The organism is Promicromonospora sp. NPDC060204, from assembly GCF_042728455.1.
Classification (GTDB): domain Bacteria; phylum Actinomycetota; class Actinomycetes; order Actinomycetales; family Cellulomonadaceae; genus Promicromonospora.
Map to the genome: position 1 here is coordinate 1 of NZ_JBHWZO010000037.1, position 16,334 is coordinate 16,334.

The following is a 16,334-nucleotide window of genomic DNA, read 5'->3' on the forward strand; positions in this document are numbered from 1 at the left end:
TTTGAAATGTTCACACCGTACACTCCGGCGAAAGGGGCTTCAAGAGTTGGCCTGTCCGTGCGCGGCTGCAGGTCCACCCGGTGTGCGCCGCAGGCCGCGCACCGCACGTAGAGCACGTAGCCGGCCGAGGTCCGGTGGCGCGAGTCCGTGGTCCACGCGTGCTCGTGCCCGGAGTCGGCGGGCGCGCCGGCGGTGGTGGCATCGGTGGTGCTGGCAGCGGCGGTGGCGGCAGCGGCGCGGAGGGCGGAGCGGGTCTCGGTCGTCGTCATGCACCCCACGATGCTGTAATGGCGTTGTGTATCTCAACCCTTACGGCGAGTACGCCGTGCTGCTCGCGGCGTCCCTCGCGAACGACTGGCCCGACGATCGGGCGGGCATCGAGGCGCGCACGCGCGAGTTCGGCATGACCATGACGTTCCTGGAGGCGCCGGAGGACCACGCGCGCTCGCGCGAGGCGATCGACGACTGGCTGCGCGTCGTCGACACCCCCGACCCGGCCGACCGGGCCGCGCTGCTGAACGCCCAGATGGCCGCCGTCGCCGCCTATCCGCGGCTCACGAACCACGACGGGGAGGACTGGCACCTGCACTACCGGGACGACAACCAGGCGCTGTCCGCGGTGCTGCGCGCCGTGATCGGCGTGGGTACCTCGCTCCACCTCGTCACCCGCGGCATGCACCGGCTGGGGCGGTGCGCGTCGGAGCCGTGCACCAACGTCGTGGTCGACGTCACGCGCAACGGGCGGCAGCGGTACTGCTCGGTGCGCTGCGCCAACCGGGCGGCGGTGCGCCGGCACCGTGAGCGGGCGGTCCCGTAGGTCCGGCGGTCCTGTCAGTCCGGCGCCCAGCCGACGCCCAGCACTCTCGGAGAACTCCGAGCCGCCCCAGGGCACAGGCATAGGGCGACCACGTTCCATCGGTTCGCATGAGCACACCGAACCGCCCCGCACGACGCCGCCGCCGGATCGCGCTCGCGATCACCGTCGGACTCCTCCTGCCGGCCGCCGGGGGCGCGGCCTGGGCCGCCGACCGGTTCCTCGTCGAGCACGTCGAGATCTCCGACGTCTCCGCCTACGAGGCCGAGCAGGGAACCACCGCCGCGACCGACGACGGAGCCGACGCCGACGCGACCGTCACGGACGACTCCTACACGTCGGACGACACGGGGATCACCGTCAGCCAGGTCAGCACCGGCGAGGGCGACGACACCGTCACCTACTACGTGGCCGACGTCCAGGTCGACGACGCGACCCAGCTCCGCTCCGCGTTCGCGCAGGACGAGTTCGGCACCAACATCACCGACGAGACCAGCGACATCGCCGACGACGTGGGCGCGGTGCTCGCCGTCAACGGCGACTACTACGGGTTCCGGGACACGGGCATCGTGATCCGCAACGGCGTGGTCTACCGCGACGACGGCGCCCGCGAGGGTCTCGCGTTCTACACCGACGGCCACGCCGAGGTCTACGACGAGACCACCACCACGGCGGACGAGCTCGTCGCCGACGGCGTGTGGAACACCGTCTCCTTCGGCCCCGCGCTCGTCGAGGACGGGGCGGTCGTCGACGGGATCGAGGACGTCGAGGTCGACACCAACGTCGGCAACCACTCCATCCAGGGCGAGCAGCCGCGCACCGCGATCGGCGTGATCGACGAGAACCACTACGTGATCGTCGTGGTCGACGGGCGGCAGGAGGGGTACAGCCGCGGCGTCACGCTCACTGAGCTCGCGCAGATCATGACCGGCCTCGGGGCCACCACCGCCTACAACCTCGACGGCGGGGGATCCTCCACGCTGTGGTTCGACGGCGAGGTGGTCAACCAGCCGTCCCACGGCGGCGAGCGCGCCACCTCCGACATCCTCTACGTGGCGGGGTGAGCGCCGTGCACCCCGGCTCGAGCCCCGCCATGACGCCCACCGTCGTCGTCCCCGCCTACCGCCCCGACGCCCGGCTCCTGAACCTGCTGGACGGCCTCGCCGCCCGCGGCCTCACCGACGTCGTCGTGGTCGACGACGGCTCCGGGCCGGCGTTCGCCGACGTGTTCGCCGCCGCCCGGGCCCGGGGCCACACCGTGCTGCGGCACGACCGCAACCGCGGCAAGGGCGCGGCCCTGCGCACCGCGTTCACACGCCTGCTGGCCGGGCCCGGCACGCCCGTCGTCACCGCCGACGCCGACGGCCAGCACACCCCGGACGACGTCCGCGCCGTCGCCGACGCCCTGGTCGCGGGGGCCGGCGACGTCGTGCTCGGCGTCCGCTCCTTCACCGGGCCGGACGTGCCCCTGCGCAGCCGCGTCGGCAACGCCGTCAGCGCCCACGCGTTCCGGCTCGCCACCGGCGTGCGCCTGCCCGACACCCAGACGGGCCTGCGCGGCTACGCGCCCGACCTGCTGCCACGCCTCCTGGCCGTGCCCGGCGACCGGTTCGAGTACGAGCAGCGCGTGCTCCTGCGGGCCACCCGCTGGCCCGTCCGCCTCGCCCAGGTGCCGATCGCCACCGTCTACCTCGACCGCAACGGCTCCTCGCACTTCCGCCCCCTGCACGACTCCGTGAGCGTGCTCGGCCCCCTGCTCGCCTTCGGGGCCTCCGGCCTGACGGCGTTCGCGCTCGACGCCGCGCTCCTCCTGGTCCTCCAGGCGCTCACCGGGTCGCTCCTCGTCGGCGTCGTCGGCGCCCGCCTCGTCTCGGCGAGCGTGAACTACCTGGTCAACCGTCACCTCGTCTTCCGTGCCGGACGCCGCGCCCCGGCCCGGCGGTCCGCCGTGCAGTACGCGGCGCTCGCCGGGCTGCTGCTCGCCGCGAGCTACGGCATGCTCGACGCCCTGACCGGCAGCCTCGGCGTGCCGCTCGTCGCGGCCAAGGCCGCCACCGACGCGACGCTGTTCCTCGCGGCCTACACCGTGCAGCGGCACGTGGTGTTCGCGGGGGAGGGTGAAGTGTCGGCCGATCCGGCAACTAGGACAGCGGTTGTCCTCCACCGCGCCTAGCGTGGCGGGCATGGACCAGATCGAGCTGTTGCAGCCAGAAGGACTCGTGAAGAGCCCCGCCTTCAGCCACGTCGCCGTCGTCCCGCCCGGGGCCACGACGATCCACGTGGGCGGGCAGAACGCCGTCGACGCGACCGGTCAGCTGGTCGGCGGCGACGACGTCGGGGCGCAGACCCGGCGGGTCATGGAGAACGTGACCACGGCGCTCGCCGCCGCCGGAGTCGGCGTCGAGCACCTGGTGAGCGTCACCGTCGTGCTCGTCGAGGGCGTCGACATCAACGCCGCCTACGGCGCCGCGTCCGCCTCGCTCGCCGGGCTGTCCGAACCACCGCTGGTCATGGGCATGTTCGTCCGCGGGCTCGGCGTGCCGGGCGCGCTGGTCGAGGTGTCGGCGCTCGCGGCCGTGGTGCGCTGATCGACGTCACCGTCGCCGCCGGTCTCGGCGTCGGCCCGGTCGCGCGTCCGGGCTAGCCCGACGGCCACGCCGACTGCCAGGGCCACCAGCCAGAGCAGCCCGAGCCAGTGGAGGATGATCAGGTGGGAGCCCGGCTCCGCGAAGGCCGCCCGGAACACGTCCCAGGCGATCATCAGCGGCCCGTCCGGGTTGGCGGTCAGCCAGGCGCCGGGGTAGACCGAGCTCGCCGCCATGTAGAGCGCGGGGGCGGCCGACTGCGCCACCCAGAACATCAGCAGCGCCGGGATCCACGACAGCCACGACCAGCGGCTCCTCGTGACGCTGACGCCGAGCACCACACCGAGGAGCACGAACACGACCACGGAGACCGCGTTCGCGAAGCCCGGCCCGCCGGCGCGCAGGCCGCTGGTGGCGAGGTTCAGGACGTCCTGCGCGAAGAACACCGGGGCCGCGAGCCAGAACCCGCGCAGCCACACGGGCCCGAGCACGGCGAACAGGCCCGCGAGGAGGCCGAGCAGCGACGCGGCCAGGGCGACGAGGAAGGTCGCCTGCGCCACCACGGTCCCCGCGGAGCCCGCGCGCCACGTGGTCGCGAGCAGCGCGTCGAGGTGCTGGGCCTGGCCGATCAGCCAGATCGCGCCCGCCACGACGACGATCCCCAGGGCGCCGGCACCCGCCGCCCAGCGGGGCCGCGAGCTGAGCCACGACGTGCAGAGCGCGGCGGCCGCGCCGGCGAAGGCCACCGTCGCGACGGCCGAGGCCTCGGGCATGCTCGGCGTGGAGACCGCGGCGAGCAGGGCCGCCTGCGGGCCCGCTCCCACCACCAGCCACGTCACCGGTGCGATGAGCAGGAAGAACCAGGGCGAGATCCGTGCACGCCGGGTGGTCGTCGACATGCGGCGGATTGTTTCACACAGTTCGGGTGGAAGATCCTATTTGTCCCATCCGACATCCCGCGCGACGGGCCCGGCGGCGGGCGCCCGCGGTGCGAGGCAGGATCAGAGAAGCGGTACCGACCTGGAGGACGTCATGGCTGACACACCCACCACGCCCCGGACCTACCCGCACGGCGTGCCGAGCTGGATCGACCTGGAGACGCCGGACGTCGACGCGGCGCTGCGGTTCTACGGCGACCTCTTCGGCTGGAGGTTCACCGAGATGCTGCCGCCCGGCGCGCCGGAGCGCTACGTGGTCGCGTCGCTGGACGGCACGGACGCGACCACGGTCGCCGCGATCGCCACCCCCTCCGCCGGCCTCGACGGCGAGGTCGCGTGGCACACCTACGTCGCCGTGGACGACGTCGACGCCGCGGTCGCGCGCGTCACCGAGCTGGGCGGCTTCGTCAGCTCGGGGCCCGAGGACGTGGGGCCGCCCGGTGAGCCGGTCGGGCGGATGGCGCGGATCGTCGACCCGCAGGGCGCGCCCAGCCGGCTCGTCCAGGCGGGCACCCGCCCCGGCGCGCAGGCCGTCAACGCCCCGAACACGTGGAACTTCAGCAACCTGTCCACGCCGGACCTGGACGACGCGCTGCGGTTCTACGGCCCGCTCCTGGGCTGGGTGCACGACGACGAGCTCGGGGCCGGCATGGCGCGTGTCCCCGGCTACGGCGATCACCTGGCCAGCACCTCCGACCCCGACATCTACGAGCGGCAGCACGGCTCGCCGTCCGGCTTCGCCGACGTCGCGGCCGGGATCCTGCGGGCCGACGGCCCGGCGGCCTGGTCGGTGTCCTTCTCCGTCGCGGACCGGGACGCGTCGATCGCCGCCGCGCAGCGCGCCGGCGCCACGGTCCTGTCCACGCAGGACACCGAGTGGAGCAAGGAGGCGGTGATCCGCGACCCGTTCGGCGCCGAGCTCGTGCTGTCCCAGTTCGACCCGCCGGAGTGGTTCCGCGAGGCCGAACGGCAGGCCCCGGAGGCCTGAGGGAGCCGGCGCTCGGTCGGGGGCGCCGGTCACACGGCGATCCTCGGTGCGCACCGCATGCCGATGTAGCAGCAGGCGTTCCCGTCGGGGAGAGTCGCGAACACGACGGGCATGTAGCCCTCGCTGAAGGACGGACCGGCGCCGGTGGCGGCGAACACGGTGCTCGACAGCGGGAGGAGCTGCCCCTCGATGGCGGGGGAGAGCCCAGCCATGTCGTCCATGAACTCGTAGCGCACCCGTCCCGCGCCGTCCTGCTCGGAGATGGTGATGCGCACGCCCTCGCGACGGTAGACGCCGACGTGGGGCGCGAGGTCGACGGCGGGCGGCTCGGCCGCGGGCTCGAAGGCCCCCGGCATCGTGACCCCGGCCAGCTCGGCGAGCAGCTCCGTGAGCAGGTCGCCGTAGAGCTGCCGGGCGCCTCCGCCGTTGGTCAGCAGCGAGACGGCGACGCCGGCGTGCGGCACCACGCGCAGGTAGGCGTACTGGCCGATGGCGGCGCCGTCGTGGCCGTACCCGGGGATGCCGTCCCAGTCGTACAGCGTCCAGCCGAGCCCCCAGCCGTCGGCGCTCACGGTCCACTTGTCGGGGACGCCGGCGACCCGGCGCTGCATCTCCTCGACCGCGCCGGCGGACAGGACCCGGCCGCCGTCGGGCGCGGTGCCGCCGTCGAGGTGCATCCGGGCGAGGCGGACCATGTCGGCGGCGCTGGTGATGACCCGGCCGTAGGGGCCGGCGGCGCGCGGCATGAGGTCCCAGGCCGGTGCCGGCTCCGGGTAGGCGCCGGGCTCGCCGAGGTGGCTCATGGCGGTGCGGAAGGCGAGCGCCTCCTCGGGCAGCGTCATCGAGTGCGTCATCCCGAGCGGCGCGAACAGCAGGTCCTTCAGGGCCTGGTCCCAGGTCGTGCCGGTGAGCACCTCGATGATGCGGCCGAGCACCACGTAGCCGACGCTCGAGTACGACACCATGCCGGGCGGGCAGTCGAGCGGGACCGTCGCGGCCGCCGCCACGAAGCGTTCGAGGCAGTCGTCGCCCCGTCCGCCGTCGTAGTTGAAGTCGCAGGTGAGGCCGCTGGTGTGCGAGAGCAGCTGGCGCGGCGTGATGGTCGTGGACGCCTCGGGGTCGGCGACGGTGAAGTCGGGCAGGACCGCGCGGACCGGGGCGTCCAGGTCGAGCCGCCCCTCGTCGGCGAGCCGGGCGATCGCCGTCGCCGTGTAGACCTTGGCGACCGAGCCGGTCAGGAACAGCGAGTCGGTGGTGGTCTCGACGCCGGTCCCGGTGTGGAGGCGCCCGGTGGCGAGCTCGTGGACCTCACCCTCGGTGAGGACGGCGAGCGTGGCTCCGGGGACGTGGTGGGTGGCCGCGAGCTGGTCGAGCCGGGTCTGCCAGTGGCTGAGGTCGAAGGTCATATTGAACACCGTACAATTAAACTGAACGCTGTGCAATTGTCGTAGGGTGGGAACCTCACCGAGGATCGAGCAGGGGGACGTATGCCGGACGAAGCAGCCGCGCCGCCACGGTCGCGCGCGGGCCGACGTCGCAAGGGCGAGCCGGCGCTGAGCCTGGACCAGATCGTGTCCGAGGCGCTGGCGCTGCTCGACGAGGAGGGGCTCGACGCGCTGAGCATGCGCCGCCTGGGGACCCGGGTGGGGGCGGCGGCGACCGCCGTCTACTGGCACGTCTCCACCAAGGACGAGCTGATGGCGCTGGTGGTCGACGAGGTCTACGGGGAGATCGTGGTCCCGGACGTCGAGGACCCGGCGGGCTGGCGGGCCGCGGTCACCGCCTGCGCGTCGAACCTGCGGGCCGCGATCCTGCGCCACCCGTGGATCACCTCGGTCCTCGACGAGGTGGGCGTGACCTACCGCGGGCCCCACGTGATGCACGTGTCCGACCGGATGCTCGCGCTGTTCGAGGCGGCCGGGTTCGACCTGATCCCGGCCGACCGGTCGCTCGGCACGGTCCTGGCCTACGTCACGGGCATGGCGGGCGCCGAGGCCGCCGCGTCCCGGCGGGGCGCCGGGGACGCGGGGCCCCGGGCGGACGCGCTCGAGGCCGCCGAGGCCGCCGAGGCCGCGGCGGAGCGGTACCCGCGGCTCCAGGCGCTCTACCAGGCCTACCGGGAGCGCGAACCCGCCGACGACGACTTCGCCTACGGGCTCGACGTGGTGCTCGACGGGATCGAGGCTAGGCGATGAACGCATACCGGCCGGAGCCGACCCGCACCACGACCGCGCCGTCCTCCACCGAGACGCCCGCGACGCCCTCCGCGCGCCGCAGCGGGCGGCCCTGCTCGGTGACGGTCTCGGGGTCACCGACCGGGAGCCGCACCGTCGCCGTCGACCCCACCGGGACCGTCACGTTCAGCCGGAGCCGGCCGCCAGTGCGTCGCCAGTCGCTCGCGACCGTGCCGAACGGCGTCCGGACGCTCGCGCTCGCCCGGTCCAGGTGCTCCGTGACCGCCGGGGCGATCGTGACGTCGCGGAACCCGGTCTCGGGCGAGGCCTGGATGCCGGCCACGTGCTGGTAGAACCAGTCGTCGACGGTGCCGAGAAAGTAGTGGCCGTAGGAGCGCGCCTCCCGTGACCAGTGCTCCCACATGGACGTCGCGCCGCTCTCGATCATGTAGCCCCAGCTCGGGTAGCCGGTCTGCACGGCGAGCTCGTAGGCCAGGTCCGCGTGCCCGTGCCGGGTCAGCACCGGAAGCAGCCACTTGGTGCCGAGCACGCCGGTGTTGAGCTTGGTGCCCTTGGCGCGGACGTCGGCCACGAGGCTGTCGACAACCCGCCGCGTCGTCCCGGCGTCCGGCGTGAGGCCGAACTCCACGGCCAGCACGTTGTGCGTCTGCCGGTACCCGCGGTCCCCGTCGCCGCGGTAGTACCCGGCGTCGGCGTCGAGGAAGGCGTCGTTGAAGGCGGCCCGGATCATGGCGGCGTTCCGGGCGAAGTGCTCGACGTCGGCGGCCTTGCCGAGGAAGCCGGCGCTCCGGCGCATGAAGAGCGTCATCGAGTACAGGAAGGCGGTGGCGGAGACCCGCAGGTCCTCGGGCGCGTTGCCGCCCGCGGGGCTCGCCTCGGGGCTGACCCAGTCGCCGAGGCGTGCGTCCGGGACGATCCCGCCGTCGGACCGGTCGAGCTCGAGGTCGACGTACCGCTTCATGCCGTCGTAGCACTCGGCCAGCACGCGGGTGTCCCCGCCGTACTGGTAGAGCCACCAGGGGATCATCACGTAGGCCGCATGCCATGGCGGGCACACGCCCCACTCGCCCCAGTCGCCGGAGCTGGGGGCGATGACCAGCGGCCGGCCCTGCTCGTCGCGCGTCTCGTGCACGTCGCGCAGCCACTTGGCGAACAGCTCGTGCACGTCGAGGTTGAGCAGGAACATCTCCGCGCCGACGGCGGCGTCGCCGGTCCAGCCGTTCTTCTCGAACATGGGGGTGTCGGTCGGGATGCCGTGGATGTTGTTGGTCAGCGTGTCCACGACGGCCCGGTGGGTGCGGTTCATGATCTCGCTGGAGCTGTCGAACGACCCGGTCTCCGCGGCGGCCGTGTGCACCACCTGTGCGGTGAACGCGTCGAGCGGCGGCGGGCCGTCCTGCGGCCAGCCGGTGACCTCGATGTACTGGAAGCCCTTGTACGAGAAGCGCGGCTCCCACGTCTCCGGCTGCCCGGTGCCCGCCAGCGTGAGGCGGTCGGTCTGGAACCCCGCCTGGAACCCGCCGTTGTTGCTCAGGTTCACGCGCCCGGCGGCGGTCAGCTTCTCGCCGTGGGCGGCCCGGACCGTCGCCCCGGCCGGCCCCGTCACGGAGTACCGCACCCAGCCCGCGAGCACCCGCGGGAACTTGACGACGTACACGTCCGGCGCGGGCTCGGTCATGGCGACGGCGGGCAGCGACTCGATCACCTCGATCGGCTGCTGACGCTGGTTGACGAGCACCCCGCGCGGGCCGGGCGCCACGGTGGCGGCGGCCCAGCCGGCGTCGTCGAACCCGGCCGTGTCCCAGCCGGGCAGCGCGCGGCGGGCGTCGTAGGCCTCGCCGCCGTAGAGGTCGTCGAACACCGTCGGACCGTCGTGGACGCGCCAGGTCGCGTCCGTGACCACGTGCTCGACGGCGCCCCCGGCGTACTCGAGGCGCAGCACCGCGCGCACCACGGGCTCGTCGTGCCAGGGCGGCGCCTCCCAGCGCCACACGTTGCCGCCCGTCATGCCGTAGAAGCCGCGGCCCAGCTCGATGCCCAGCGCGTTGCGGCCCCGGCGCAGCCTGCGGGTCAGGTCGGTCGCCGTGTACTGGACGGTGTCGTCGTAGTCGGTGAACCCCGGCGCGAGCACGCTGTTGTCGGCGGGCCTGCCGTTCAGCGACACGTTCGCGTATCCGCCCGCGGCCAGGTACAGCGTGGCGCTCCGCAGACCCGCCCGGGCGTCGAGCTCCGTGCGCAGCAGCGGGGCGGGCAGCGGGTCCGGCGTCGGCAGCCGCACGCCGCGGCCCCACGGCCCCGAGCCGTAGGTCGCGATCTGGGTGGCCTGCGCCCAGGCGGAGTCGTCCAGGTCGGGCCGCGCGAAGTCGTCCTCGAACGCGGTGGCGGCCTTCCAGTCGCTCCCGGACGTGAGGGTCGCCGTGGTCCCGTCCGAGTACGTCAGGCGGACGACGGCGAGCACCGCGCCCGCGCTCACCGCGTCATTGGTGCCGCGCACGGCGAGCACCGTGGCGGCGCCGGGCTCTCCGGGTGTCCCGGGCGTCCCGGCGGGCAGGTCGACGTCGTGGAACCGGGCCGCCTGCCAGCCGTTCTCGGCGGGCTTCGTGCCGCCCGCCTCGACGCCGTCGACCCAGAGCGTGAACGAGTCGTCGGCCGTGATCAGCACCTCGGCCCGGGTGGCGTGCGCGCCGTCGGGCGCCGTCCGCGCGATCCGGAACGCGCGGTCCTGGCCCGGCAGCTCGCCCTCGGCGGCCCACATCCACGCGGCGCCGTCGAACCTCAGGTCCGTGACCTCGTCCGGGACGCGCTCGTTGCCGATCCACGCGGCGCCCGCCCAGTCACGCTCGGCGTACAGCCCGGTGCGGAAGGCCGACGTCGTCGAGCCGGACCCGTGCGTGGTCGCGACGTCGACCCGCCAGGCGTACTCCGTGGCGGCGCGCAGCGCGGGCCCGTCGTACTCGACGTTCGCCGACTCGCGGGACGGCACCACGCCGCTGTCCCACACGGTGCGGGAACCGGGGCCGCGGGTGCTGACCCGCAGCCGGTAGGACTCCTGCTCGACGCCGCGGCGGTCGGTCTCGATGGTCCAGGAGAACCGGGGGCGGTCGACGTCGATCCCGAGCGGAGTGGTCTTCTTCTCGACGAGCGGGTCGGTCAGCCGGATCCGGCCGGGGCCGCCGGGCCGCGGCTCGTGCGCCGCGACGGCGTCGTCCGGCAGAGCGGCCGCGGTGCCTGCGGCGCCGAGGGGGAGCGCGGCGGCGGTGGACGCCACGCCGGCGGTCTTGAGGAACGTTCTGCGGTCGAGGGCCATGACGCCTCCAGGCAAGTGCGGTGTCGAGAGAACGAGCTCCGTTGCAACGTTTCAAACACGCGAGCGCCAGTGTAGGGGTGATTTGTCGCCCGGGACCAGGGGCGATGTCAGCCCGCCGGGAAGGCCTTGCCCGGGTTGAGCAGGCCGCGCGGGTCCAGCGCGTCCTTGACCGCCCGGTGCATCGCGAGCACCACGGGGCTCAGCTCGGCGGCCGCGCCCGGGAGCTTGAGCAGGCCGACGCCGTGCTCGCCGGTCACGGTGCCGCCCAGCGCCCGGCACTCGTCGACGATGCGGTCGAACGCCGTCTTCGCGCGGGCCTTGGCCGCGTCGTCGCCCTCGGGCGCGATGATCAGCGGGTGCAGGTTGCCGTCGCCGGCGTGCGCGATGTTCGCGATCACGACGTCGGCCTCGCGGGCGATGGCCTCGATGCGGCTCAGCATCTCGGGCACGGCGCCGCGCGGCACGCAGACGTCCTCGGTGAGCACGGGCCCGAGCCGTTCGAGCGCGGGGTAGGCGAGGCGGCGGGCCAGGAAGAGCCGGTCGACGTCGTCCGGCGCGAAGGCGCGCTCCACCTGGGTGCCGCCTGCCTGCTCGAAGTACGCGGCGACCCGGTCGGCCAGGGCCTCGCCCGCGGCGCCGGGCTCGTCGACCTTCGCCAGCAGCAGGGCGGCCGCGCCCTCGGGGAGGGTCCAGTCCTGCCAGTCGGCGACGGCGCGCAGGCACGTGCTGTCGATGAGCTCGAGGGCGGCGGGCACGATGCCGGCGGCCGAGACGGCGGCCACGGCGTTGCCGGCGTCGGCCAGCGAGGGGAACCAGCCCACGATCGCCCGGTCCTCGCGGCCCCCGAGCGGGCGCAGCTTCAGGGTGACGTCGACGATGATGCCCAGCGTGCCCTCCGAGCCGACCAGCAGGCCCGTCAGGTCGTAGCCCGTCACGCCCTTCGCGGTGGTGCGGCCGAGCCGGGCGACCGAGCCGTCGGCGAGCACCGCCGTCATGCCGAGCACGTAGTCGCGCGTGACGCCGTACTTGACGCAGCACAGGCCGCCCGCGTTCGTGGCGACGTTGCCCCCGATCGTGGAGATCGCCTGGCTCGCCGGGTCCGGCGGGTACCAGAGGCCGTGCTGCGCGACGTGCCGGCGCAGGTCGTCGTTGAGCACCCCGGCCTCGACCACGGCGTACCGCTCGGCCGTGTTCACCTCGACGATCCGGGTCATCCGCTCCAGCGACAGCACCACGGCGCCGGCCATGGCGTTCGCCCCGCCGGACAGCCCGGTCCCGGCACCCCGTGGCACCACGGGCGCACCGTGCTCGCCCGCGATCCGCACCGTGGCGACCACGTCGTCCAGGCTCCTGGCGAGGACGACGGCGGCCGGGGCCGCGTACTCGGCCCATTCGGCGTCGTCGTGGGCGTAGCGCTCGACCGCCTCCGGGTCGGTCAGCACGGCGCCGTCGGGCAGAGTGGTCAGCAGGGCCGCGGCTAGCGCGGTCGACTCGTCGGTGGGCATCGGTCACGGATCGTAGTCCCGCGACCTGGGGACCGCCCGTGACCTGCGCAGATGTCCCGGGGCGGCAACACGACGCTGCCATACTGTCCGCGCCCTGCTCAGGCATCAGTCCACCGGAGAGAACTCATGGAACACGACCAGCTGGTCGCACCGGGCGCAGCCCACGTCATGTCGTCCTACCTCACGTGCGAGGTCGCCACGGTCTCGCGGTCGGGCACGCCGGTCGCGTGGCCGGTCTCGGGCGTGTGGCGCCCCGCCGACCAGACCTTCGTCCTGTCGACGTCGATCGGGTTCGCGCAGAAGGCCCTCAACGTCCGCCGGGACGCGCGTGTCGCCGTGCTCTTCTCGGACCCCACGGGCAGCGGCCTGAACCAGTCCGGCCAGGACCAGCCGGGCCAGGTGCTCGTCCAGGGTGACGGCGCGTGCCCGGACGAGATCGTGACCAGCTTCTCGGCGAACGCCGACCTGTGGCGCAAGATCGACTCGGCGCAGCCGTCGTCGCGCGCCCTGTCGGGCAGCGGGCTCACGCGCCGCCTGCTGGACGTGTACTACATGCGGCTGATCATCACCGTGACGCCGGCCGCCGTCACGACGCGCCCGGCGCTGTCCGGCGCCGCCCGGCCGCTCGTCGTGCCCGCGCTGCCGGGTCTGCCGGCGTCGTACGCCCGGGAGCTGGGCGACTTCACCAGCGGGGTCCTGGCCCGGCTGGACGACGACGGTCTCCCGACCCTCGACCGCGTGGTGCCCGAGCCCGCCGACGGCGGCCTGCTGGTGCCCGGCGTCGAGGCGAAGCCCGGTCCCGCGAGCCTGCTGTTCCACCGGCACGACGAGCAGCTCGCCGGGAACCGGAGCCTCGTCGTGCTCGGCGAGCTCATCGAGGGCACCGCCGGCCTGGTGTTCCGCCCGGACCGCGTCGTGGACGGCGTCCGCACGGCGGGCCTGCTGACGCCCTTCCGGTTCGTCCGCGGCCTGCGCGCCCGGGCGCAGGCGTACCTCGACCGGCGCGGCCTGGACCGTCCGGTCGTCGCGTGGGACGAGCTCGAGGCCATCCAGGCGGGCGTGGACGCGGACAACGCCTCACGCTGACGTCGCCGTGACCGCGGGCGCGCCTACCGGACCCCGCACCTACGGGACCAGGATGGCGCGCCCGCGGACCCGGCCGGCGTCGAGGTCGTCGATCGCCGTCTGGAAGTCGTCGAGCGCGTACTTCGCGGTGTGCAGCGTGACCGCGCCGCGGGCGGCGAGCACCATGAGGTCGCAGAGGTCGTTGTAGGACCCGACGAGGTTGCCCACGATGTTGATCTCGTTGGAGATGACGTCGATGGTCGGCACGTCGATGTTCTCGCCGTACCCGACCACGTGGTAGTCGCCGGCCTCGCGCAGCATCCGCAGGCCCTCGGCGGTCGCGCCGCCCTCGCCCACGAAGTCGACGACCACCTCGGCCCCGCTGCCGCCGGTCGCCGCGAGCACCTCCTCGACCTGCGCGCCGTCGGCGACGACGCCGTGGTCGGCCCCGATCTCGACGGCCAGCCGGACGGCGTCGGGGTTGCGGTCCACGACGATCAGCTCGGCGGGCGTCAGCGCCTTGAGCACCTGGATGCCGATGTGGCCCAGCCCGCCGGCGCCGATGACCACGCACCGGTCGCGCGCCGTGAGCCGCCGGGCCGCCTTCGCCGCCGCGTGGTACGCCGTGAGGCCGGCGTCGGCGAGGGCCGCGACGTCGGACGGCTCCAGGCTGTCGTCGATCCGCACCACGCTGCGCGCGGAGGTCCGCAGGTACTCCGCGTACCCGCCGTGGGTGTCGATCCCGGGGAAGGCGCTCGCCGCGCAGTGCACGTCGTCGCCCGACCGGCAGGCGCGGCACAGCCCGCAGGTGATCAGCGGGTGCACGATCACCTTGTCGCCCTCCGCGACGTTGGTCACCGCGCTCCCGACGGCATGCACCCACCCGGCGTTCTCGTGCCCGATGGTGTACGGCAGGGTCACCTGGGACTTCGCGGCCCACTGCCCCTCCAAGATGTGCAGGTCCGTGCGGCAGACGCCGGCCCCGCCGATCCTGACGACGACGTCGAACGGGCCGACGGGCTCCGGGACGGGGACCTCGGTCAGCTCCAGCTTCTGGTGGTAGCCGACCACCTGGACGGCTCGCATCGTGGTCACGGGGTGTGCTCCTTCGTGGGGGACTGGTCGTTCTCCGACCCGGGGTAGCGGGTGCGCAGCAGGCCGCGGCAGAAGTGCGCGTTGCCCTCGATCGAGATCCGCGTGGACCGCGCCCGGCGCAGCGCGAGCGGCACCTGGTCCGGCGTGGGGCCGACGCCGTCGTGGTCGACCAGCACCAGCGCGTCCGCATCGTCCGGCAGCCCGACGGCCGCCCGCCGGCGCCGCAGCGCCGCGGTCGTCGCGTCGTCCGGGAGGTCCCAGAGGCGGATCTGGCCCAGCTCGGACTCCGGCAGTCCCGGGCGGGCGCGGAGGAGCGCGGTCAGGGCGCGCTCCATGGCCGCCGTGTGCGCCTTGCGGCGGAACGTGGTGCGCAGCTCGTCGAGGTCCTGCTCGGCCTCGTGCCGGAACGTCCCGCGGTAGCCGGCGTCGGCGGCCAGGCCCGCGTTGATGATCGCGGAGTCGTGGTGGTCGTCGAGCTCGACCACGACGTGCGTCACGCCGGGCAGCGCCGTCACGGCGTCCTTGCTGTCGGAGGCCATGAGGTAGGCGAAGTTCGGCGAGCAGAACGACGTGGGCAGGCGCAGGTGCACCTCGACCCGGCCGCCGTCGAGCTCCACGGACCGCACGAAACCGAGGTCGGTGACCGGCTCGTCGAGCTCGGGGTCCAGGACGGCGTCCAGCGCGCGGCGCACGTCGGCCTCGGTCGGCACCCAGGTCGTCGGTACCTGCGTCAGCGCGCTCATCGTGCGCCCGCCAGGTCGGCCCGCTCCGGCTCCCGCGGCCCGGCGGCGGGCTCGCCGGCGTCGGGCAGGCGCAGCTCCTGGGGCACCTCGATGCCGTACATCTTCGCGGCGTTCAGGCCGAGGATCTTCTTCTTCTGCGCCGTGGTGATCGGGCCGTACTCGGCCGACAGGTCCTCCGGGATCTGGAAGTCGACGAACGCCTCGACCAGCCAGCGCGGCGTCCACAGCGCGTAGTCGGACGAGAACTGGATGCGGTCCTCACCGACCCAGTACAGGAGCTCGCCCATGATCTGCGCGAAGTAGCGCGGCCGCGTGTGGATGAACGGCATCGCGACGGCCAGGCCGCCGTGCACGTTCGGCTCCTGCGTGGCGATCCAGCAGAAGTCCTCCAGCCGCGGCAGGCCCACGTGCTCCACCACGAAGTTCAGGTCGGTGAAGTCGGAGGCCACGTGATCGATGTCCGCGACGTCGAACGCGTCCCGGTCCAGCGGCCGGATCGTGGGGCCCTTGTGGACGTGGATGTTCGTGATGCCCAGCTCGCGGCATGCCTCGAAGTACCGGTACGCCCACGGGTCGCTGAGCTGGTAGCCGCGCGACTCGCCGTGCCACTCGGCGGTGTAGAGCTTCACGCCCTTGAGGTGCATCCGCTCCGCGTCGGCGCGGAGCTGGTCGAGCCCCGCCTCGCCGTTGCGCGGGTCGAAGTGATGGTTGTACGTGAGCCGGTCCGGGTCGGCCTGCGCCAGGGCGAACGCCTCCTCGGTCTGCCCGAACCCGTTGACGTAGAACTCACCGAGGTGCGCCGGCTGGAAGATGGCGTGGTCCACGTACCCGTCCTCGAAGAGGTCCCGCTTCAGGCGCTCGCCGCCCTGGTAGAGGTACTCCTCGTAGGTCCACTTCTCCGCGTCCGGCGACAGGTTGGCGTGGTAGTCGTAGAAGCAGTCGATGAACTGCTTGCCGTGGATGTTGCGCTGGTTCTCCGGCCGCGCGTCCCACAGGGCGATGTGCGCGTCGACGATGAAGTAGCGCTCGCCGTCCTTGGTGTACATGCTGCTCTCCGTCCTCGGTGACCTCGTCGACACCGACTTTTGCGAACGTATGC

13 protein-coding genes and 1 pseudogene are annotated in these 16,334 nt (G+C 73.5%); 7 read left to right on the top strand and 7 right to left on the bottom strand.

All coding sequences use genetic code 11. The features are described from left to right. Positions 1-269: pseudogene (locus ACFWEJ_RS07285) on the bottom strand (hypothetical protein); the annotation flags it as partial. 26 nt (positions 270-295) lie between these two features. Here ACFWEJ_RS07285 and ACFWEJ_RS07290 point away from each other — a divergent pair. The 5 genes from ACFWEJ_RS07290 to ACFWEJ_RS07310 all read left to right on the top strand — a co-directional run bounded on the left by ACFWEJ_RS07290 (position 296) and on the right by ACFWEJ_RS07310 (position 5,325). Further along, positions 296-817 (top strand): CGNR zinc finger domain-containing protein, encoded by a 522-nt coding sequence (locus ACFWEJ_RS07290; protein WP_377228529.1) that lies wholly within the window; start codon positions 296-298, stop codon positions 815-817. Between the two features lie 107 nt (positions 818-924). Then, positions 925-1,878, top strand: a complete 954-nt coding sequence (locus tag ACFWEJ_RS07295; RefSeq protein WP_377228530.1) for a phosphodiester glycosidase family protein — start codon at positions 925-927, stop codon at positions 1,876-1,878. After that, entirely contained in the window at positions 1,875-2,987 is a 1,113-nt protein-coding gene (locus ACFWEJ_RS07300) for a glycosyltransferase (protein ID WP_377228531.1), read from the top strand. Before ACFWEJ_RS07295 ends, ACFWEJ_RS07300 begins: the two co-directional genes overlap by 4 nt. Positions 2,988-2,997: 10 nt before the next feature. Continuing rightward, on the top strand, positions 2,998-3,402 hold the full coding sequence (locus tag ACFWEJ_RS07305) for a RidA family protein (protein ID WP_377228532.1): 405 nt from the start codon (positions 2,998-3,000) through the stop codon (positions 3,400-3,402). Positions 3,403-4,431: 1,029 nt separating this feature from the next. After that, entirely contained in the window at positions 4,432-5,325 is an 894-nt protein-coding gene (locus tag ACFWEJ_RS07310) for a VOC family protein (protein ID WP_377228533.1), read from the top strand. 29 nt (positions 5,326-5,354) lie between these two features. Here the strand turns inward: ACFWEJ_RS07310 and ACFWEJ_RS07315 are convergent, their stop codons facing one another. Beyond that, the gene (locus ACFWEJ_RS07315) at positions 5,355-6,731 is read right to left on the bottom strand and encodes a serine hydrolase domain-containing protein (protein WP_377228534.1); all 1,377 of its coding nucleotides are present in this window, start codon (positions 6,729-6,731) and stop codon (positions 5,355-5,357) included. An 81-nt stretch (positions 6,732-6,812) separates the two neighbouring features. Between ACFWEJ_RS07315 and ACFWEJ_RS07320 the strand changes: the two genes are divergently transcribed. Then, positions 6,813-7,520 (top strand): TetR/AcrR family transcriptional regulator C-terminal domain-containing protein, encoded by a 708-nt coding sequence (locus tag ACFWEJ_RS07320; protein ID WP_377228535.1) that lies wholly within the window; start codon positions 6,813-6,815, stop codon positions 7,518-7,520. On the opposite strand, the gene ACFWEJ_RS07325 is transcribed toward ACFWEJ_RS07320, so the two are convergent. Both ACFWEJ_RS07325 and ACFWEJ_RS07330 read right to left on the bottom strand, forming a co-directional pair. Then, complete coding sequence (locus tag ACFWEJ_RS07325) at positions 7,510-10,827, bottom strand: family 78 glycoside hydrolase catalytic domain (RefSeq protein ID WP_377228536.1); 3,318 nt, start codon at positions 10,825-10,827, stop codon at positions 7,510-7,512. The two genes, ACFWEJ_RS07320 and ACFWEJ_RS07325, sit on opposite strands and share 11 nt — an antisense overlap. A 107-nt stretch (positions 10,828-10,934) precedes the next feature. Beyond that, positions 10,935-12,332: an FAD-binding oxidoreductase gene (locus ACFWEJ_RS07330; protein WP_377228537.1), complete on the bottom strand. Its 1,398-nt coding sequence runs from the start codon at positions 12,330-12,332 to the stop codon at positions 10,935-10,937. Between the two features lie 126 nt (positions 12,333-12,458). Between ACFWEJ_RS07330 and ACFWEJ_RS07335 the strand changes: the two genes are divergently transcribed. Beyond that, complete coding sequence (locus ACFWEJ_RS07335) at positions 12,459-13,418, top strand: pyridoxamine 5'-phosphate oxidase family protein (protein ID WP_377228538.1); 960 nt, start codon at positions 12,459-12,461, stop codon at positions 13,416-13,418. A 39-nt stretch (positions 13,419-13,457) separates the two neighbouring features. On the opposite strand, the gene ACFWEJ_RS07340 is transcribed toward ACFWEJ_RS07335, so the two are convergent. The 3 genes from ACFWEJ_RS07340 to ACFWEJ_RS07350 are packed head-to-tail and all read right to left on the bottom strand — an operon-like array spanning position 13,458 to position 16,281. Next, on the bottom strand, positions 13,458-14,492 hold the full coding sequence (locus ACFWEJ_RS07340; protein WP_377228539.1) for an NAD(P)-dependent alcohol dehydrogenase: 1,035 nt from the start codon (positions 14,490-14,492) through the stop codon (positions 13,458-13,460). Then, positions 14,489-15,235, bottom strand: coding sequence for an iron-sulfur cluster assembly protein (locus ACFWEJ_RS07345; RefSeq protein ID WP_377228540.1), 747 nt, complete (start codon positions 15,233-15,235; stop codon positions 14,489-14,491). The genes ACFWEJ_RS07340 and ACFWEJ_RS07345 overlap by 4 nt, the downstream gene beginning before the upstream one ends. Continuing rightward, entirely contained in the window at positions 15,232-16,281 is a 1,050-nt protein-coding gene (locus ACFWEJ_RS07350; RefSeq protein WP_377228541.1) for an amidohydrolase family protein, read from the bottom strand. The genes ACFWEJ_RS07345 and ACFWEJ_RS07350 overlap by 4 nt, the downstream gene beginning before the upstream one ends. Positions 16,282-16,334: the final 53 nt, after the last annotated feature.

Bases quoted from the DNA above. Each gene is read 5' to 3' on its own strand.
- ACFWEJ_RS07310 (WP_377228533.1), top strand. From the start codon at position 4,432: ATGGCTGACACACCCACCACGCCCCGGACCTACCCGCACGGCGTGCCG.
- ACFWEJ_RS07320 (WP_377228535.1), top strand. From the start codon at position 6,813: ATGCCGGACGAAGCAGCCGCGCCGCCACGGTCGCGCGCGGGCCGACGT.
- ACFWEJ_RS07330 (WP_377228537.1), bottom strand. From the start codon at position 12,332: ATGCCCACCGACGAGTCGACCGCGCTAGCCGCGGCCCTGCTGACCACT.
- ACFWEJ_RS07295 (WP_377228530.1), top strand. From the start codon at position 925: ATGAGCACACCGAACCGCCCCGCACGACGCCGCCGCCGGATCGCGCTC.
- ACFWEJ_RS07345 (WP_377228540.1), bottom strand. From the start codon at position 15,235: ATGAGCGCGCTGACGCAGGTACCGACGACCTGGGTGCCGACCGAGGCC.
- ACFWEJ_RS07305 (WP_377228532.1), top strand. From the start codon at position 2,998: ATGGACCAGATCGAGCTGTTGCAGCCAGAAGGACTCGTGAAGAGCCCC.
- ACFWEJ_RS07325 (WP_377228536.1), bottom strand. From the start codon at position 10,827: ATGGCCCTCGACCGCAGAACGTTCCTCAAGACCGCCGGCGTGGCGTCC.
- ACFWEJ_RS07350 (WP_377228541.1), bottom strand. From the start codon at position 16,281: ATGTACACCAAGGACGGCGAGCGCTACTTCATCGTCGACGCGCACATC.
- ACFWEJ_RS07335 (WP_377228538.1), top strand. From the start codon at position 12,459: ATGGAACACGACCAGCTGGTCGCACCGGGCGCAGCCCACGTCATGTCG.
- ACFWEJ_RS07315 (WP_377228534.1), bottom strand. From the start codon at position 6,731: ATGACCTTCGACCTCAGCCACTGGCAGACCCGGCTCGACCAGCTCGCG.